Source organism: Kribbella sp. NPDC049227 (assembly GCF_043197265.1).
Lineage (GTDB): Bacteria > Actinomycetota > Actinomycetes > Propionibacteriales > Kribbellaceae > Kribbella.
The window spans coordinates 228,442-246,278 of the sequence record NZ_JBICST010000001.1 but is presented as its reverse complement, the minus strand read 5'-3'; the positions used below and the strand labels follow the sequence as shown (position 1 = coordinate 246,278).

General features: G+C 68.0%; 21 protein-coding genes. 9 read left to right on the top strand and 12 right to left on the bottom strand.

The window, feature by feature from the left end; genetic code table 11:
• The first annotated feature begins 52 nt into the window (after positions 1 to 52).
• Complete coding sequence (locus ACGFH6_RS01265; protein WP_393379461.1) at positions 53 to 1,426, top strand: cystathionine beta-synthase; 1,374 nt, start codon at positions 53 to 55, stop codon at positions 1,424 to 1,426.
• A gap of 262 nt (positions 1,427 to 1,688) precedes the next feature.
• On the opposite strand, the gene ACGFH6_RS01260 is transcribed toward ACGFH6_RS01265, so the two are convergent.
• Together ACGFH6_RS01260 and ACGFH6_RS01255 are read right to left on the bottom strand one after the other, a co-directional pair.
• Complete coding sequence (locus ACGFH6_RS01260; RefSeq protein WP_393379459.1) at positions 1,689 to 3,140, bottom strand: flavin-containing monooxygenase; 1,452 nt, start codon at positions 3,138 to 3,140, stop codon at positions 1,689 to 1,691.
• A gap of 22 nt (positions 3,141 to 3,162) precedes the next feature.
• Positions 3,163 to 4,410 carry a lactate racemase domain-containing protein gene (locus ACGFH6_RS01255; RefSeq protein ID WP_393379457.1) on the bottom strand — a complete coding sequence of 416 codons (1,248 nt, stop codon included), beginning with the start codon at positions 4,408 to 4,410 and terminating at the stop codon, positions 3,163 to 3,165.
• A gap of 281 nt (positions 4,411 to 4,691) precedes the next feature.
• On the opposite strand from ACGFH6_RS01255, the gene ACGFH6_RS01250 reads away from it, so the two are divergent.
• Complete coding sequence (locus ACGFH6_RS01250; RefSeq protein WP_393379455.1) at positions 4,692 to 6,080, top strand: FAD-binding oxidoreductase; 1,389 nt, start codon at positions 4,692 to 4,694, stop codon at positions 6,078 to 6,080.
• On the opposite strand, the gene ACGFH6_RS01245 is transcribed toward ACGFH6_RS01250, so the two are convergent.
• On the bottom strand, positions 6,077 to 6,826 hold the full coding sequence (locus ACGFH6_RS01245; RefSeq protein ID WP_393379453.1) for a hypothetical protein: 750 nt from the start codon (positions 6,824 to 6,826) through the stop codon (positions 6,077 to 6,079). The two genes, ACGFH6_RS01250 and ACGFH6_RS01245, sit on opposite strands and share 4 nt — an antisense overlap.
• 80 nt (positions 6,827 to 6,906) lie before the next feature.
• Here ACGFH6_RS01245 and ACGFH6_RS01240 point away from each other — a divergent pair, with 80 nt between their 5' ends.
• A complete protein-coding gene (locus ACGFH6_RS01240) occupies positions 6,907 to 7,305 on the top strand; it encodes a nuclear transport factor 2 family protein (protein ID WP_393379452.1) in 399 nt (132 codons plus the stop codon).
• Here the strand turns inward: ACGFH6_RS01240 and ACGFH6_RS01235 are convergent.
• Together ACGFH6_RS01235 and ACGFH6_RS01230 are read right to left on the bottom strand one after the other, a co-directional pair.
• On the bottom strand, positions 7,302 to 8,186 hold the full coding sequence (locus tag ACGFH6_RS01235; RefSeq protein WP_393379451.1) for an SDR family oxidoreductase: 885 nt from the start codon (positions 8,184 to 8,186) through the stop codon (positions 7,302 to 7,304). The two genes, ACGFH6_RS01240 and ACGFH6_RS01235, sit on opposite strands and share 4 nt — an antisense overlap.
• Before the next feature lie 92 nt (positions 8,187 to 8,278).
• On the bottom strand, positions 8,279 to 9,028 hold the full coding sequence (locus ACGFH6_RS01230) for a DinB family protein (RefSeq protein ID WP_393379450.1): 750 nt from the start codon (positions 9,026 to 9,028) through the stop codon (positions 8,279 to 8,281).
• 164 nt (positions 9,029 to 9,192) lie between these two features.
• On the opposite strand from ACGFH6_RS01230, the gene ACGFH6_RS01225 reads away from it, so the two are divergent.
• Positions 9,193 to 10,668, top strand: a complete 1,476-nt coding sequence (locus tag ACGFH6_RS01225; RefSeq protein WP_393379448.1) for a M28 family metallopeptidase — start codon at positions 9,193 to 9,195, stop codon at positions 10,666 to 10,668.
• Between the two features lie 58 nt (positions 10,669 to 10,726).
• Here ACGFH6_RS01225 and ACGFH6_RS01220 read toward each other — a convergent pair whose 3' ends face one another.
• From ACGFH6_RS01220 to ACGFH6_RS01210, 3 genes are all read right to left on the bottom strand, one after another.
• Positions 10,727 to 11,248: a GNAT family N-acetyltransferase gene (locus tag ACGFH6_RS01220; RefSeq protein ID WP_393379446.1), complete on the bottom strand. Its 522-nt coding sequence runs from the start codon at positions 11,246 to 11,248 to the stop codon at positions 10,727 to 10,729.
• Positions 11,249 to 11,325: 77 nt separating this feature from the next.
• Positions 11,326 to 12,147: an alpha/beta fold hydrolase gene (locus ACGFH6_RS01215; protein ID WP_393379444.1), complete on the bottom strand. Its 822-nt coding sequence runs from the start codon at positions 12,145 to 12,147 to the stop codon at positions 11,326 to 11,328.
• A 91-nt stretch (positions 12,148 to 12,238) separates the two neighbouring features.
• Positions 12,239 to 13,063, bottom strand: a complete 825-nt coding sequence (locus ACGFH6_RS01210; RefSeq protein WP_393379442.1) for an alpha/beta fold hydrolase — start codon at positions 13,061 to 13,063, stop codon at positions 12,239 to 12,241.
• 219 nt (positions 13,064 to 13,282) lie between these two features.
• Between ACGFH6_RS01210 and ACGFH6_RS01205 the strand changes: the two genes are divergently transcribed.
• A complete protein-coding gene (locus tag ACGFH6_RS01205) occupies positions 13,283 to 13,813 on the top strand; it encodes a DinB family protein (RefSeq protein WP_393379441.1) in 531 nt (176 codons plus the stop codon).
• Positions 13,814 to 13,822: 9 nt separating this feature from the next.
• Here ACGFH6_RS01205 and ACGFH6_RS01200 read toward each other — a convergent pair whose 3' ends face one another.
• The 4 genes from ACGFH6_RS01200 to ACGFH6_RS01185 are packed head-to-tail and all read right to left on the bottom strand — an operon-like array spanning position 13,823 to position 15,412.
• A complete protein-coding gene (locus ACGFH6_RS01200) occupies positions 13,823 to 14,107 on the bottom strand; it encodes a hypothetical protein (RefSeq protein WP_393379439.1) in 285 nt (94 codons plus the stop codon).
• Entirely contained in the window at positions 14,088 to 14,288 is a 201-nt protein-coding gene (locus ACGFH6_RS01195) for a hypothetical protein (RefSeq protein WP_393379437.1), read from the bottom strand. Before ACGFH6_RS01195 ends, ACGFH6_RS01200 begins: the two co-directional genes overlap by 20 nt.
• Entirely contained in the window at positions 14,285 to 14,464 is a 180-nt protein-coding gene (locus ACGFH6_RS01190) for a hypothetical protein (protein WP_393379436.1), read from the bottom strand. Before ACGFH6_RS01190 ends, ACGFH6_RS01195 begins: the two co-directional genes overlap by 4 nt.
• Before the next feature lie 18 nt (positions 14,465 to 14,482).
• Positions 14,483 to 15,412 (bottom strand): hypothetical protein, encoded by a 930-nt coding sequence (locus tag ACGFH6_RS01185; RefSeq protein WP_393379435.1) that lies wholly within the window; start codon positions 15,410 to 15,412, stop codon positions 14,483 to 14,485.
• Between the two features lie 178 nt (positions 15,413 to 15,590).
• Between ACGFH6_RS01185 and ACGFH6_RS01180 the strand changes: the two genes are divergently transcribed.
• The 4 genes from ACGFH6_RS01180 (at position 15,591) to ACGFH6_RS01165 (ending at position 17,796) form a co-directional block, all read left to right on the top strand.
• Complete coding sequence (locus ACGFH6_RS01180; RefSeq protein WP_393379433.1) at positions 15,591 to 16,412, top strand: class I SAM-dependent methyltransferase; 822 nt, start codon at positions 15,591 to 15,593, stop codon at positions 16,410 to 16,412.
• A 61-nt stretch (positions 16,413 to 16,473) separates the two neighbouring features.
• Positions 16,474 to 16,683, top strand: a complete 210-nt coding sequence (locus ACGFH6_RS01175; RefSeq protein WP_393379431.1) for a bacterioferritin-associated ferredoxin — start codon at positions 16,474 to 16,476, stop codon at positions 16,681 to 16,683.
• Positions 16,670 to 17,158, top strand: coding sequence for a bacterioferritin (bfr, locus tag ACGFH6_RS01170; RefSeq protein ID WP_393379429.1), 489 nt, complete (start codon positions 16,670 to 16,672; stop codon positions 17,156 to 17,158). Before ACGFH6_RS01175 ends, bfr begins: the two co-directional genes overlap by 14 nt.
• An 11-nt stretch (positions 17,159 to 17,169) precedes the next feature.
• A complete protein-coding gene (locus tag ACGFH6_RS01165; protein WP_393379428.1) occupies positions 17,170 to 17,796 on the top strand; it encodes a histidine phosphatase family protein in 627 nt (208 codons plus the stop codon).
• The last annotated feature ends 41 nt before the right edge of the window (positions 17,797 to 17,837 follow it).

Below are 17,837 nucleotides of genomic sequence, written 5' to 3'. Positions count from 1 at the left end.
CGGCAAAGACGCGCCCGACTTCGTCCGGCCGGATGAGCACTACAGTTAGGACGTGCGCTACGCGAACTCACTCCTGGACCTGGTCGGCAACACCCCACTCGTGAAGCTGGGGAGTACGACCGACGGCGCCAAGCCGCTGGTGCTGGCGAAGGTCGAATACTTCAACCCCGGTGGCTCGGTGAAGGACCGGATCGCGGTCCGGATGATCGAGGCCGCGGAAGCCTCCGGCGAGCTGAAGCCGGGTGGCACGATCGTGGAGCCGACGTCCGGCAACACCGGGGTCGGGCTGGCCATGGTCGCCCAGCAGAAGGGTTACAAGTGCGTCTTCGTCTGCCCGGACAAGGTGAGTGAGGACAAGCGCAACGTCCTGAAGGCGTACGGCGCCGAGGTCGTGGTCTGCCCGACCGCGGTGGCGCCGGAGCACCCGGACTCGTACTACAACGTCTCCGACCGCCTGGTCCGCGAGATCGAGGGTGCCTGGAAGCCGAACCAGTACGCCAACCAGAACAATCCCCGCTCCCATTACGAGACCACCGGTCCGGAGTTGTGGGAGCAGACCGAGGGCAGGATCACCCACTTCGTCGCGGGCGTCGGCACCGGCGGCACGATCAGCGGCACCGGCAAGTACCTGAAGGAGGTCTCCGGCGGCCGGGTGCAGATCATCGGCGCGGACCCGGAGGGCTCGGTGTACTCCGGTGGCACCGGCCGGCCGTACCTGGTCGAGGGTGTCGGCGAGGACTTCTGGCCGGAGACGTACGACCGGGACATCTGCGACCGGGTGATCGAGGTCTCGGACGCGGACTCGTTCGCGTTGACCCGGCGGCTGGCCCGCGAGGAGGCCATGCTGGTCGGCGGCTCCGCGGGTATGGCCGCGGCGGCCGCGATCCGGCTCGCGCACGAACTCGACGATCCCGAAGCTGTCGTCGTGGTCCTGCTGCCGGACGGCGGCCGCGGCTACCTGACGAAGGTGTTCAACGACGACTGGCTGGCGCAGTACGGGTTCCTCGCGCACACCCGGCAGGGCGTCACGCTCGGTGAGATCCTGGCCCGCAAGGACGGCGGCCTGCCGCCGATGGTGCACACGCACCCGCACGAGACGATCGCCGAGGCGGTCGAGATCCTGCGCGAGTACGGCGTCTCGCAGATGCCGGTGGTCCGGGCGGAGCCACCGGTGATGGCGGCCGAGGTCGCCGGGGCGGTGTCGGAGCGGACGCTGATGGACGCCCTGTACTCCGGCAAGGCCCGGCTGGCCGACATGGTCGAGCTGCACATGGATCCCGCGCTGCCGTCCCTGGGCGCCGGCGAACCGGTCACCCGGGCGGTCCAGTTGCTCGAGGACCGCGACGCTCTGATGGTGCTGGACGACGGCAAACCGGTGGGCGTCCTGACCCGTCAGGACCTCCTGGTCCACCTGTCCGCCGGCTGACCTCCGCGCGGGGTGACCGCGCGGGCTGACTCCCCGGTGGGGGGAGACTTATCGGTCTACGACCGAGGGCACGATGGCGAGCAGGACCGTGACCACGATGCCGATCACGATCGCCGCCGCTCCGGCAATCTGAAGAATTTCCATACCTCAAGAATCCTTCACCGGGGCCGCTCGGACATCGGCCCTCGGACCGGTCTTGCCTTCATCCCAAGGTCGTACGCCGGGGCCTGCCGACTCCTACTTCGGGAGTGCGGGTAAACCCCTAATGGACAAGGACGAAGTCGGCCGGATCGAGCCGCCGGGTGCGGCGCCAGTACGACACCGTGAACTCCGGCCAGATCGTCGAGTTGCGCCCGGCCGCGTCCAGGTACCAACTGCTGCAGCCGGACTGCCAGACCGTGTCGCCGAGCTCACCCTGGATCCCGCCGACGAACCGCTCCTGCGCCTCCTCGCGGACCTCGACGTACGACGCTCCGCGGCGGCGGAGCAGGTGCAGGGCCTGCATGACGTAGCGGACCTGGGCCTCGATCATGAACACCATCGAGGAGTGACCGAGCAGCGTGTTCGGGCCGGCCAGGAGGAACAGGTTCGGGTAGCCGGCGACGGTGATGCCGAGGTGCGCGCCGATCCCCTCGCGCTTCCAGTGGTCGGCCAGGTCGATGCCGTCCTTGCCCAGGATCGGCATCCGGGTCAGGTTCGCCGACACGTCGAACCCGGTGCCGAGCACGATCGTGTCGCACGGCCGCTCGATCCCGTCGGCGGTGACCACGCCGGTCGGCGTGACCCGGGTGATCGGGGTGGTGACGAGGTCCACGTTCGGGCGGGCGAGGGCCGGGTAGTAGTCGTTCGAGATCAGGATCCGTTTGCAGCCGATCTGGTAGTCGGGCGTGAGCCGGACCCGCAGATCGGGATCCGGCACCTGCTTGCGCAGGTGCCGTTTCGCCTGTAATTCAAGGCCTTTCATCAACTTCGGGTTGCCCGCGAAGCCGGCGCCGCGGCCCTCGAGGCCCCAGTAGATGACGTTGCGGATCGCTCGCTGGCCGGCCGGGAACCGTTCGTGCAGGCGGCGTTCCATCGGTCCGATCGCGCGGTCCGGCTTCGGTGTGATCCATGGCGCGGTCCGCTGGAACACGTCGAGGTGAGCTACCTCTTCCGCGATCCGCGGCACGAACTGGATCGCGGACGCGCCGGTCCCGATCACCGCGACGTCGCGGCCGCGCAGGTCGTGCCCGTGATCCCATTGCGCCGAGTGGAACGTCGTACCGGCGAAGGAATCGAGGCCGGGGAGGTCCGGCCGCTTGGGTTCGTGCAGGCTGCCGACGCCGGTCACCAGGGCCTGGGTCTCGATGGTCTCGTCGCCGTTCACGGTCACGGTCCACTGCCCGGTGGCCTCGTCGAACGCGGCCTCGGTCACCTCGGCGCCGTACCGGATCTTCGGCGTGATGCCGTACTTGACCGCGCAGTGCCGGAGGTAGCCGAGGATCTCGTCCCAGGGCGCGAACATGCGGGTCCAGTGCGGATTCTGCTCGAACGAGAACGAGTAGAGGTACGACGGGATGTCGCACGCGCAGCCGGGATAGGTGTTGTCTCGCCAGGTGCCGCCGAGTTCGGCGGCCTTCTCGAGGATGACGAAGTCCTCGCACCCGGCCTGCCGCAGTTTGATCCCCATACACAGCCCGGCGAACCCGGCCCCGATGATCACGACCTCCGTCATACCGACGAAGGTTACCGGCCGGTCACTCCGCTGGGAATGGCTGCTTCAGCCGGTGCAGGATCTCGCCGGCGTTCGGGATGACCAAGGTCCCGGGGTCGTTCTCGAGGGCGGCCAGGTCGACGCTCGCCGGATCGAGGTAGCCGAGGTTGGCGCCGCGGACGACGTCCTCCGGGATGCCGGTGGCCAGCGTGACCTGGACGCGGAGGTGCTCGCCGGTCGCCGGGTCCCAGGTGCCGGCGCCGCGGAGGTGGGTCGAGTGGGCGAGCACACCCCAGTGCAGGTCGCGGAACTTCTCCCACTGGCCGATGAAGTAGTCGCGGCAGTGGTACCCGATCTCCTCGATCTCCGGGTGCATCGCGGCCAGCCGGGTCACGTGCGGCGCGTGCAGGATGACCTCGCCGCCGTCGGCGACGATCGGCTCGACCTTGTAGAAGCCCTTCGCCGCGGTCCAGATGTCGGCGTACTTCGCCGGCATCATCGAGACCACCCGCCGGACCGGCTGATCCAGATAGCGGATGTGGGTCTGGGCGGAGATCTCGGCCGCCGCGCGCCACGAGGAGGCGGTGTCGCCGAAGGCGATCGCGTGCAGGGAGTCCGTGCCGGACTGCGCGACCACGGACAGCGCGAGCTTCTCCGCCGGGATCAGCGACGCGGCCTCGTCGATCAGCGCCCGCACCGGCGTGATGCCCGGCGTACCGATGATGTTCGCGCTGGTGATGAGGGCGCCGAGCCAGTGCGACAGGTCGATCACCTCCTGGCCGGCCACACCGGGGAAGAAGTACTTGTTGCCGCCGGAGAAGCCGACCACCTCGTGCGGGAACACCGGGCCGACGACCAGCGCGACGTCGTGCTCGACCACGGCCCGGTTGAGTTTGACCGGGACCTCGTCGCGCAGCATCTCGTCGGAGATCTCGCCGACCCGGTCCGCGCTGATCGTGCCGAGATCGACGAACGTGTCCGGCTTCCACCACTCGTGATTCAGTACGCCGTCGTACTCGCCGCCGAGGTGGTCGCGGAGCTGGTCCGGGGTCATCTCCGCATGCGTGCCCAGGGCAACCAAGGTGGTGAGCTTGCTGACCCGGCCGTCGAGGGCCTGGTGGACCGCCTTCATCAGCAACGGGAGCGGGCAGCTCCGGGTGGCGTCCGGGACGATCACGCAGACACTGCGCCCGTCCAGCCCGGCACCGGCCAACGAGTCGCCGACGAAGCTCATCACCTCGTCGTCGGTCAGGACCTGGCCCACTCCACCGATCACCGCCGCTGTGCTCACACCCCGACCTTACCGACCCTAGGGCACGTCTCTCGACTCCCTGCGTGCTGCGCGGCACTCGGCGGGCACATCGCGGCGTTGGAGGACGAGGCACGGAGAACCCCACTCCGAGCCTCGCCCTCCGCCTTGCGCTGCACTCCGCCGAGCACCTGCTCGCTACTGCAGGGAATCGAGAGACGTGCCCTTGACACCCGGGTTCAGCCGTTGACCGGTTGGTGGCGGCGTTGCACGATCGGGGTGGCACCTGGGGGAGCGGGAGCTAGTGCAAGGGGGAAATCAGCATGTCCGACACGATCGAACGGCCGCCGGGGGCGCGACCCGAGGGATTCGGGGGAGTGGTCCTGCGGTCCGGGGACGCGGCGTACGACGACGCCCGGACGGTGTTCAACGCGATGATCGACAAGCGGCCGGCGATGATCGCGCAGTGTGAGTCCGCGGCCGACGTCCAGGCGGCGGTCCGGTACGGCGTCGGCCGGGACCTGGAGATCGCGGTCCGCGGCGGCGGTCACGGCGTGGCCGGGACGGCGGTCACCGAGGGCGGCCTGGTCGTCGACCTGCGCCGGCTGAACGACGTACAGATCGACCCGGAGGCGCGGCTCGCGCGAGTGGGCGGCGGCGCGACCTGGGGTGACTTCGACCGGGCCTGCCGGCCGTACTGGCTGGCGACGACGGGCGGCCGGGTGTCGACGACCGGTGTCGCCGGGCTCACCCTCGGTGGCGGATCGGGGTGGCTGGAACGCAAGTTCGGCCTGGCCTGCGACGCGCTGGTGTCGGTCGAACTGGTGACCGCCGACGGACGGTTGATCATCGCGGACGAGACGAAGAACACCGAGCTGTTCTGGGCCTTGCACGGCGGCGGCGGGAACTTCGGGGTCGCGACGTCGATGACGTTCAAGCTCCAGCCGTTGCCGGCGGTCACCCTCGCGATGATGCTGTGGCCCGCCGACGCGGGCCCGGCGGTGATCCGCGCGTACCGGGATCTCCTCGAGCAGGGGGCGCCGGAGGAGCTCGGTGGCGGGGCGATCTATCTGACCGGGCCGCCCGAGGACTTCGTGCCGCAACACCTGCAGGGCAAGCTCGTCGTCGCGGTGGGCGCGGTCTACGCCGGCGGCGAGGCGGAGCTGCGGGACACGCTCGCGCCGCTGTTCGCGCTGGCGCCGGAGGGGCAGCTGGTCGCGGAGATGCCGTACGACGCGGTGCAGTCGGCGCTCGACGATCCGCCAGGGTTCCGCAACTACTGGTCGGCCGAGCACCTGTCGTCGCTGCCTGATCCGGCGATCCAGGCCTTCTGCGATCGGGTGGTGGACATGCCGTCGCCGTCACCGTCGCAGCAGTTGCTCGTGCCGTGGGGCGGTGAGGTACTGCGGGCCGCGGACAAGTGGCCGCTGCCGCACCGCGAGGCCGCCTGGGTGGCACATCCGTTCGGGCTGTGGGCGGAACCGGCGGACGACGCGCGCGGGATCCGCTGGGCGCGGGATCTGTGCGCCGACCTGAAGGAGTGGGCGACCGGGTATGTGTACCTGAACTTCATCGGCAACGAGGGGCAGAACCGGGTGATCGCCGGATTCGGTGAGGCGAACTACCAGCGGCTGTCCCGGGTGAAGTGCGAGTACGACCCCGAGAACGTCTTCCACCTGAACCAGAACATCGAGCCGGGCTGGCCGGGCTAGACCTTCACCGGATCGCGCTGCCGGGACCATTGGAGGTGTACGACGGCGGCGTACGTGAGTGCGGCCAGCGGGGCTGCCCACAGGCGGAAGAACGGTAGCTGGCCGGTGACCGCGGTCGCGGTGAAGATCACGCCGAAGAGGGTCGCGCCCGTGACGGTGCCTCGCCGCCGGCTCTCGAGCGCCGTACTGGGCAATGGACCCATATGCCGATCGAGGGCGGTGCAGAGCGCGCTCAGTCCGGCGATCGTGGTGACGACGAACAGGACCCCGCCGACGATCTCGCCGAGCACAATCGCGACCGCGTTGAAGAACACCAGCACAGCGACGGCGAGGAGTACGTCCAACGCTCCGAAGGTCAACTGGTTGCGCCTGCGTCGCCGCAGCTCGACCCCCTCCGCAGGCCGGGTCGGACCCGGCTCGCCGGACAACCGCTTGATCGTCAGCACGAGACCGGTCACCAGGACGACAAGGATCAGTACGCCGAGAACGGACAGCACCGTCGATCGAGTCGTCGACATGTACTGGCGTACGTCGCCGCCACCGAAGTCACAGGTGGCCGACGGCGGGAACCAGGACGTGTGCACCTCGATCGTGCTGTCCGGGCTGCCGCCGTGGAGCTTCTTCGCACACGCCTCACCCGGATCGAACCAGCTCGGCATCGCCGTCGACACCGCGATCGCCCACCCCAGCCCGCACACGAGCCCCAACCCCGACAACAATCCCGCCTGCCGCCTCAGCCACTGCACGCGCCCACCCTCTCATCCGGCCCGCAATGGTTGACGCTTGCCGGAGCGCGTGGGTTCACTGCAAGGAAGGGGAGGGGATCATGAGCGAACGGGACGAGTTTCTGGACTGGGTGGGGACGCAGCTCCGGGAGGCGGAAGTTGCCATCCACAACGGTGATTCCGGGCCGCGGCGGGCGATCTGGTCGGTGCGCGATCCGGTGACCGTGTTCGGTGCCTGGATGACGGGAACGACCGCGACCACGGCGGAGGAGATCTTCGGGCGCCTGGAGAAGAACTTCACCGACTGTACGTCGTACACCTTCGAACTGATCTCAGCTGACGTCAGCGGGGACGTCGGGTACACGATCGGCTACGAACACACCAGCGCGAGTTGGCAGGGGGAGCCGCGCCAGTACACGCTGCGCGTGACCCAGCTCTACCGCCGCGAAGCCGGCGCCTGGAAGGTCTTCCATCGGCACGCGGACGCGCTGGAGGCCTAGCTCGTGCAGTCGCGGAGGTAGTCGGTGGTGGAGCGCGGCGTGATGCCCCGGCTGCGCAACGGTTCGTCGTCCCAGGGTGCGTCGTGCAGGTCCTGGAGCAGGCCGACACCCAACGCCGACGCCATCCCGTCGTTGGTGCGGCTGAGGATGCGGACCATCACGCGGACGACGGGCCGCGGCATGTGCTGCACCTTCAGGCGCCGGCCGGTGAACTGCTCGGCGATTGCGACTGCTTCGTTCCGGCTGAGCGCCTCCGGTCCGCCGAACTCGATCAGCTCGGGCGGATCGGGCTCGACCGCCACAGCCGCGACGAGAGCCGCGACGTCGTCGGTGCTCACCCAGCGCTGCTTGGCGTCGCCCTTCCCGATCGTCGACACCTTGCCGGTGGCGATGTCGAAGCGGCCCGGTGGTGCCAGATGAATCTCGTGGAAGGCATCCGGCCGCACGATGACGGCCCGCATACTCGAGGCCTTCAGTCGCTGTTCGACAGCCAGCTTGGCACGCTCGATCGGTAGACCGAGACCCGCCTCGACACCGGCGTACGAAACATAGACGAACCGCTCCACACCGGCCGCTTGGGCCGCGTCGACCAGGGCAACCATCCCCACCTCGTCGACTTCGTGCAGCGACGGTCCAGGTACGCGCGCCAACAGCCGAGCAATCGCAGTCGCGGTGGCGACAACCGTGCTGACGCCCTCACACGCCTTCCGCAGACTCGCGCTGTCCGTGAGATCCCCCCGAACCACCTTCGCCCCAGCCTCTTCCAGCCGACTTCCATCCGACTGCGGCCGCACCAGGCACACCACCTCCTGCCCGGCCTTGACCAGCAGCCGAGCAACCCGCCCACCCAACTCACCCGTCCCACCCACGACCAGCAACATCAACCCACCCCCTACCTCGAAGGTGACCCCCAACCCCCACCCACACAACCCCTCAACCCGAGATCACGGAGGTTGTGGTCGGCAACCAGGCGCTAGGTCGACTCGAGGATGGCGAGGTCGCGTTCGGCGTACAGGCGGTGTTGCCATTCCTCGTTGAGGAGCAGCAGGAGGATCTCGCGGATGGGGTAGTTGTCGGGCGGCGGCCAGCCGGGCCCGGGGACGGGGGTGGTGTCGGCGTTCAGGGCGTCCTCGGTGAGGCCGTCGACGTACCGGCGTACGACGGCCATCCGGTCCCGGCGCAACTCCAGGACTTCCTCGAGGGACGGGCGTACGTCGCGATCCCGCGGAACGCCGGGTGTTTCGGCCATCTCGTCGAACGGCAGATCCAGCGGATGCCACGGCGCGGGGTTACCCAGGATCACCCGGCAGATCCACGCATCCGTGGCGAACGCGAGGTGCCGCAGCGTCTGGATGAACGACCATTCCCCGTCCACGCTCTCGTGCAGCAACTCGGGCGGCAGCTTCCGCGCCCGCTCCTCCGTCCCGTCCCACAGCCGCTCGACCACATCCCACGCCTCCCGGAACCCGGGTACGTCGGTCGGCCGCATCTTCGCGCGATCGGGGTACCGCCGGTCCAGCTCGGCGGACACATAGGCCTCAACCTCGACACCGTTGATCACCAGACCCTCGATGTCACCGTCGATCCGCACCTGGCCGAGATCCATCCCGCGCATCACCGCGCCACGCAGCTTCACCCGCTCGAACCGGGCGCCGCGCAGATCAGCATCCCGAACCAAGACACCCTGCAAATCAGCCCGCTCGATCGCATCGACGTTTTCCATATCTTCACGCTAGAACACATTCCGGACACCCCCCTTCCGGAACCTCAATAAACGCAGCAATCCGGCCGGACATCTCGCGAGGTCTGGCCGCGTCTGATCGGCCGGGTTAGATTGCGAGCAGCGTGGGACCTGGGGGACTGGTCGATCCGCTTCGTGGGGGAGCTATGAGTGTTTTCCGTCATCATCCCTACCGTCGTCGTGGCGCCGTCGGCGTTGCCGTTGTGCTCGCCCTGGTCGCCGGGCAGCAGGCACCGGCGAGCGCCGTACCGAACGACGAGCACTACGCCAAGCAGTTGGTCAAGAAAGTCGACGGCAAGAACGTCAAGAAGCACCTCGACGCGTTGCAGGCGATCGCCAACACCTCCGGCGGGACCCGTGCGGCCGGGACCAAGGGCTACGACCTCTCGGTTGCGTACGTCGCACTCCGGCTCGGGGCCGTGGGGTACAAGGTCAAACTCGATCCGGCCAACTTCGTCGAGAGCTGGACGGAGAACAGCCCGCCGACGCTCGCGGTGACCGGCGGTCAGACGTACGTACCGAACGATCAGTTCTTCACCTTCCAGCCGTCGCCGTCCGGTGACGTGACGGCGCAGATCCAGGCCGTGGACCTGGTCCTGCCGCCGACACCCACCCCGACCTCGACGAGTGGATGCGAGACGTCGGACTTCGCCGGCTTCGTGGCCGGCCGGATCGCGCTGGTCCAGCGCGGCACGTGTCCGTTCATCACCAAGGTGCAGAACGCTCGCGACGCCGGAGCCAGCGCGATCATCGTCTTCAACGAGGGCCAGCCGGGCCGGACGGATGCGGGACCGCTCGACCTCGGTGAGTGGCGACTCGAGATCCCGATGGTGTACGCCGACTTCTCCATCGGCACCGAGCTGGCCGCGAATCCGAGCGCGGTCGTTCATCTGAAGGTCGACGCGAACCTGCAACTCGGCACCGACTACAACGTGATCGCCGAAACCAAGAAGGGCGATCCGGACAACGTGGTCATGGTCGGCGCTCACCTCGACAGCGTGCCGGAAGGCCCAGGGATCAACGACAACGGCTCCGGTGCGGCCGCGATCCTGGAGACCGCGCTGCAACTCGCCAAGGTCCCGGTGAAGAACAAGGTCCGGTTCGCGTTCTGGGCCGCCGAGGAGCTCGGGCTGCTCGGGTCCGACCAGTACGTCGCGAAGCTGTCCGCGGCGGATCGGGAACGGATCCGGCTGTACCTCAACTTCGACATGATCGCCTCGCCGAACTTCGCCTACAAGCTGTACGACGGCGACGACTCCGACGCGACCGGCGCACCGGCCGGACCGCCTGGCTCGGACCAGATCGAGCAGCGGCTGGAGACGTTCTTCGACAGCCGCGGCCTCGGTCACGTCGGCACCGACTTCGACGGTCGCTCCGACTACGGCCCGTTCATCGCGGCAGGCATCCCCGCCGGCGGCATCTTCACCGGCGCCGAAGGCGAGAAGACACCTGAGGAAGCAAACCTGTTCGGCGGTACGCCGGGCGTCGCGTACGACGTCTGCTACCACCAGGCCTGCGACACCCTCACCAACGTGAACGCGACCGCCCTGGACGTCAACTCCGACGCCATCGCCGACTCCACCGCCCGCTACGCCTTCAACCTCACCACCATCCCCGACTAACCCCAGCCGCGTCTCCACCCCGCCCCCGATGCGGGGTGGAGACGCACCCCTTCACGGGTCAGACCAGTGACTTGGTGAACATCAGGGTGGCGTCGTCGTCCAGTCGGACAGTGTTGCCTGGGGCAACTGGTTGGTTGCCGTACATGAGGCCTTGGCCGTCGGGGAGGTAGCCGCGGCGGACGTACATGCGCTGGGCTTGGCCATAGTCGGCGTACAGACCGACGCCGATCCCGACCACCGCCGACCGTTGTGCCACCAAAGCCTCGGCCGCGTCCATCAACCCGCTGCCGATCCCGCGGCGCCGGTACGGCGGCAGCACATTGAAGTCCTGGATCTCCGGCAGCCCGTCGAAGTACGCCGACTCCCACCGCACCGTCACATAGCCGACGAACTCACCGTCGACAGTCGCCACCAACACATCCCGCACCCCGGCGGCCTGCTCAGCCAAATACTTCTCATACTGCTCAACCGGCTTGTCCCACCCGATGGCCGTGAACGCCCCCGAAATAACCACCGGATCCCCATCCCGCAAAACCCGGATCGCATACCCGCCACCCACCACATCCCCTTCCGTCTGCATGCCTGGGAATGTAACCGCAGAACCGCCACCCGGTCGCTGGGTTTTCGCGCACAACCAGCTCCCGGGTGGCGGACCTGTCAGCGGGATGCTCGGGCGGCTTGTTCTATGACTTTGGTGATGGGGCTGGGCTTGGAGATCAGGCCCAGATGGCCGGCTTTGATCTTGGTGATCTTGGCGTTGGCTCGGGTGGCCATGGCGAGCTGGGCGTCGGGGGTGATGATGAGGTCTCCGGTGCCGAGGACGTACCAGGACGGGATGGTCAGGTACGCCGGCGTACCTGACGGTGTGTTTCCGGCGCTCAACGTCAACGGTCGCTGGGACGGGTAGAGGTTCTCGGCCTCGTGCTGTGGGACGCCGGACGCGAACGACGTCAGGAAGGTCTCGCGCTTGAGGTAGAGGTCGACGTCACCGGCGGGCGCGCCCGGGTAGGGGACGAAGTCGAAGACAGTGGTGGGGTCGACGTTCAGTGCGGAGTCCTCGCCGGCCAGCGGGAAGATCGTTTCACCCGCAGCGGGTGCGAACGCGTCGACGTACACCAGTGCCTTGACGTTCGAGTTGCCCGTCGCCGCGTTGGTGATGACGGCGCCGCCGTACGAGTGACCGACCAGGACGACGGGTCCGGACAACGTGGACAGGAAGCTTCTGATGGTTGCGGCGTCGGTGGTGAGGTTGCGCAGCGGGTTCGGTGGCACGCGGACGGTGTAGCCGTCGTTCAGGAGACGGCTGGTGACCTTGGACCAGCTGGATCCGTCGGCCCAGGCACCATGGACCAGCACGATGGTGGGTTTCGGGCCACCGGGATGTGACGCCGCCGCAGGCGTTATCGCGGTCAGCACCAGACCCAGGACGGCCGTGAGCACGGTCAGCACACGGAAGAGCGGTGATCGGTTCCTGTTCATCGACAGGTCCTTTCGTCAGGCGACTGTCGCCGGGAGGGCGCGCGAGCATGACGAAGTCAGTTGATGAGTGTGGTGGTGCGGGGGCAGAGCGCTAGGACTGGAAGAACTCCAGCAGGTCGGCGTTGACCACGTCGGCGTGGGTGGTCGGCAAGCCGTGGGGGAGGTCCTTGTACGTCTTCAGGATCCCGTTCTTCAGCAGCTCCGCGGACCGCGGGCCTGCTGCGACGTACGGAACGATCTGGTCATCCTCACTGTGGACCACCAGCACCGGGATGCCGATCTGCTTCAGGTCCTCGGTGAAGTCGGTCTGGGAGAACGCGACGATGCCGTCGTAGTGCGCCTTGGCCCCGCCCATCATGCCCTGGCGCCACCAGTTCTGGATGACCGCCTCGGATGCCTCCGCGCCGGGCCGGTTGTACCCGTAGAACGGTCCGGACGGCAGCGCGCGGTAGAACTCCGAGCGGTTCGCCGCCAGCTGGGCCTGCAGGTCGTCGAAGACCTCCTTGGGCAGGCCGTCCGGGTTGGCGTCGGTCTTCACCATCAGTGGCGGTACCGCGCAGAGCAGTGCGGCCTTGGCGGCCCGGGTCTCACCGTGCCGGGCGAGGTAGTGCGTGACCTCGCCGCCGCCGGTCGAGTGGCCGACGTGGAGGCAGTCGTGCAGGTCGAGATGCTCGACGACCGCGGCGAGGTCGTCGGCGTAGTGGTCCATGTCGTGGCCGTCGCCGGTCTGCGTCGACCGGCCGTGACCGCGGCGGTCATGGGCGACGACGCGGTACCCCTGCTGCAGGAAGAACAGCATCTGGTTGTCCCAGTCGTCGGCCGACAGCGGCCAACCGTGACTGAAGACGATCGGCTGACCGCTGCCCCAGTCCTTGTAGAAGATCTCGGTGCCGTCGCTGGTCGTGATCATTCCCACTGTGGTGCCCCCTCAAAGTGCGTGACGAAGTTGTCCCCGGCCACGAACGGCACGCGGGACCAGGAGCCCGGTACCGAATCGTCGTCAGCCCGAAACCCTTTGTCAGCAACGGGTTTGGTGACCTCACCACCCCCACGCCACCCTAGCCCCCGACAGCCGATCTGAGGAGCCCCCAAGTAGCGGACACCCCCTGGCCGCTACGGCTCCTAGGGTCGAAGCATGACGACGAACGAGCAGGTTCTGACTGGTGAGCGGGCCGACATTCTCGACTTCCTTGCCAAGCATCGGTACTTCCTTCGGCACACCGCGGAAGGGCTCACGGACGAGCAGGCGAACACTCGCAGTACGGTCAGCGCGTTGACCGTCGGCGGGCTGATCAAGCACGTCACCGCGGTCGAGCGGATGTGGACCGGCTTCGCCCAGACGGGTCCAGACCAGCAGGCGCCCGAGCAGACCGAGTACACCCCGGAAGCGATCGCCGAGTGGGAGAACCAGTTCCGGCTCACCGAGGGCGAGACGCTGGCCGGCGTGCTGGCGGAGTACGAGAAGGTCGCCGCCGCGACCGACGACCTGGTCCGCACTCTCGACCTCGACGTCGCCTACGAGCTCCCGGCCGCGCCGTGGCAGCCACCGGGCGTGTTCTGGACGGTACGTCGGGTCTTCCTGCACATCACCGCCGAGACCGCGCAGCACGCCGGCCACGCCGACATCATCCGCGAAACGATCGACGGCCAGAAGACCATGGGCTGATCCGCTGGTTCAGTGGTCCAGCGTGTGCAGGTCCTTGACGCTCTCGTCGATCAGGCGCGCCGACGGTCCGAGCCTGGCGCCTATCCCTTGGGGTGCGGTCCTGGCGTCCACGGGGGATGTCGTGGTGTCGACGCGGACAGCCGGAACACTGTCCGCGGGCGGGTCGCCGAACGAGACCGGTGACAGCACAACTGTCCCCTCGACGGTCAAAAGCCTCACTCCGAGCAGCCGGGCGACCAGCGAGGTGTGTACGACGGCCCCGCCGGCCAGGGTGCTAGTTCGGGCTGGTCTCATCCAGATAGCTGTCGAGCCCGTCACTCCCGGTTCGGGAAGGCTTGCCGCGTTGACGGCGAGCCTCGTCGAGCCGCTGCGACGCCCGCTGGAGCGCCTCGACCATCTGAACATAGCGTTCACGTCCCGCCTTGGCCCCGAGCACGTACCCCACGCCGAACACCGCCGCGGTGCGCAGCTTCATTTCTTGTCCTTCTGCCGCCGCGAGGAGACCACGGCGCTGGCCGCGCTCACACCGATCGCTGCTGCGGCGGCGGCGAGGCCGTTGCGCACAGCGCCGCGGCGCATCGCGTTCGTCGTGCCGGTCGCGATCTGCTCGACCATCCGCTCGGTCCGGCTCTTCCTGTGCAACAGTCCCATGATCGTCTCCACTCCTGGTTATCGCCGCTTGGTTCCGGTCGAGCGTTTCAGGGCGGTCACCAGTTCGGTCTTGCTCATCGCCGACCTGCCCTTGACCTCCTCGGCCGTGGCTAGGTTCAGCAGGTCCGTCTTGGTCATCTCGTTGAGGTCGGCAGCGCTGCTATTCCCACCGCCGTTGCGCTTGCGCTGTGCGGCCGCTCGAGACCGGACCTGTTCGGCCTCGCGGACCCGTTCGTCGGCGTGCTTGGCCTCGCGATCGGCGTCCGCGGCAAGCTGCGCGGCCTGTCGGTGTGCCTCCTCGGCCGCAGCCTTCGTCGCCTCGGTGGCCTCGTCCGCCAGCCGCCTGGCCTCTGCCAGGCTGGCGGTCGCGTCGGCCATCGCCTGCTTGGCCTTCGACTGTGCCGCCTCGGCCTCCTCGCGGGCCTTCGCGACCCGGTCGTCCGCCTCCGCCTGCGCCCGCTGCACGACGCGGTCAGCGTCTGCCTGTGCCGAGGCCCGAGCCCGCTCCACTCGCGCATCGGCCTCGCGGCGTGCCTCGGCGACCTTGTCGCTGACCTCTTGTGTCTGCTCCCGCTCGACGTCGCGCACGTACGCCCGGCACCGTTCGGCGACCTGACGCGCCTCGTCGCTGCGCGCCTTCGCCTCCTCGGCCTCGCGTACCGCGTCGTCCTCGGCCTGCTTGGCCTCGTCGGCCGCGGCTCTGGCTCGCTGGAGGCGCAGTTCGATCGAGTCGCCCACGGGCAGTACATCCATGACGGATGCACCTGCGTGGCGAGCGATGTCCACCAGGCCGCTTCCAGCCGCATGAGTCGCGCTGCCGGCGGCATCCTTCGTCGCATCCAAAGGCGTCAACGCCTTCGACAGCAGCCAGGACGCGTTCTGCGGGAGGTCCTTGACCCCGTTGCCCCAGGCCTTCGCCAACCTGCCTGCGGTGCCTGTTCCGGCCATGTCGCTGCCTCCCTGATGTCGAATCACCTATCAGGCCCCCAGCCACTCGGCAGGTACCCGGCGACCTGCGATGCAAACTCATGCAGCGACACCGAAATCACTCGATACGGATGATGCCGTCGGACGTGGCGGCGGCGAGGGTGGTGCGAAGTCCATCGCCAACCCGGAGGGATCCGCCATGGGGACCACGCTTCCGGCCTTCACGCCGCTCGAGGACAGCCTGTGGCTGACGCTGTGCTGCCGCGCACTCGACAACCGCAGACCGACCCCGATCCTCGGCGATGCCATGGCCGACCAGATCGTCCGTACGTCCGGCTACGACTACGAGCGGCTCAAGATCGACACCAACCTGCTCCTGAACGCGACCATCCGGGCGAAGAAGATGGACGAGGTGGCGTCGAGGTTCATCGACCGTCACCCCGATGCCGTCGGCCTCGACCTGGGCGCCGGCCTCGACACCCGCCGGGAACGGCTCGCCCCGCCGGACACCGTCGAGTGGTACGACGTCGACTTCCCCGAGGTCGTCACCGCACGCCGGGAGTTGATCCCGGAGCGTCCGCACTCCCACAACATCGCCGCCGACGTGACCGACAAGGGCTGGCTGGACGCCGTACCCTCCGACAAGCCGGCGATCATCGTGGCCGACGGTCTGTTCGGGTTCCTCAGCCAGGACGAGGTGACAGGTCTCCTGGAGCGGCTGGTCGAGCACTTCCCGAGCGGCAACCTGGTCTTCAACAGCTACACCAAGTTCGCCGTCTGGGCGGCCCGGCACTCGCGCGGCACCAAGACGGTCGCGGACCTGATCAAGTTCCCCGGTGTCGACGACCCGCGCGACTTCGAGCGCTGGAACCCGAAGCTGCAACTGATCAAGGAGATCCTGATCAGCCGCGAACCCGAGGTCGCGCAGTTCCCGTCCGTCCTCCGCCTCTACTACCGAGCCCAGGCCCGCAGTACGGCGTGGTCCCGGAAGGGAACCATCGTCCTGCACTACCGGTTCTGACCGAGCCAGGTCCTGGACACGGCCGTGACGAGCACTGGACGGTTAGGGTAGCCTCACCTGTGTGATTGTCTGCCACTGTGAGGTCGTCAGCGACCGCGACGTCGTCGAGAGCATCGACCGCGGCGCTCGCACGCTCGCGCAGGTCTGCGGGTCGACCGGGGCGGGACGGAACTGTGGCGGCTGTGTCTTCTCGTTGAAGCGGTTGTTGTGCCAGCATGGGAGGTCGGTCTCGGCAGCCTCAATCACGGAGGTGGCAGGTGCAGCCGGTTAACCCACGCGTCGTCGTACTGCTCAACGAGGCGCTCACCCTCGAGCTGACGGTCATCAACGGATACTTCCTCGAGGCCAGGATGCTCGACAACTGGGGATTCGGGCGGCTCGGCAAGGCCTTCTACGACCTGTCGATCGACGAGATGAAGGACGCCGATGCGCTGATCAGCCGCATCCTGCTGTTCGACGGCCACCCGAATCTGCAGAAGCTCGGCGCTGTGGCGGTCGGTGAGGACGCCCAGGAGATGCTCCGGCTGGGCCTCGAGGGCGAGCTCGTCGCGGTGGCGCAGTTCAACGCCGCCGCGAAGGAGTGCCACGACCTCGGCGACCACGGCACCGCAGCGGTGTTCGAGGAGATGGTCCGCGACGAGGAGACGCACGTGGACTGGTTCGAGTCCCAACTCGACGCGATCGAACGCGTCGGCGTCCAGCAGTACCTCGCCCAGCAGATCGAGCCCGGCAAATCACCCGGCTGACACCTGACCGCATGACCACTACGGCCACGCGTTACCTGTACCTCGTCAGGCATGCCGAGGCGGTGCCGGATCAGAGTGGGTTGACAGAGAAGGGCCGTCGTCAGGCCGTGTTGCTCGGACAGCGACTGAAGGACGTCCCATTCTCGTCTCTTCATCACAGTCCGCTTCCCCGGGCAGCCCAAACCGCGCGCCTGGTCCAGCAGGAGCTCCAGAACGACGTTCTGCTGGAGGATTCGGAAGCAGCCGGAGACTATGTCCCCTATGTGCCGACGCGGGACGAGCTGCCGGCGGACTCGGCTGACTTCCTGCTGCGCTTCCTCCAGCAGTTCACGGCCGAGGAGCTCGAAAGCGGAGCCGAGCTGGCGCGCGCGGCCCTCGAGCAGTTCACCGGGCCGGTGGACGGCAACGACGAACAACACCAGCTGCTGATCACCCACAACTTCGTGGTCGGCTGGCTGGTTCGACACACCATGGACTCGCCGAAGTGGCGGTGGCTCGCTCTCAACCACTGCAACGCGGCACTGACTGTCCTCCGGTTCGCGCCCGGCCGCCCGTCCTCGGTCCTGGTCTACAACGACATGCGACATCTGCCTGCCGACCTGCGCTGGACCGGCTTCCCCGCAGAGCCGCACATCTGAAGGCCCTCGGTGCCACCGCCTCCAAAGGCGGGGCAACCGAG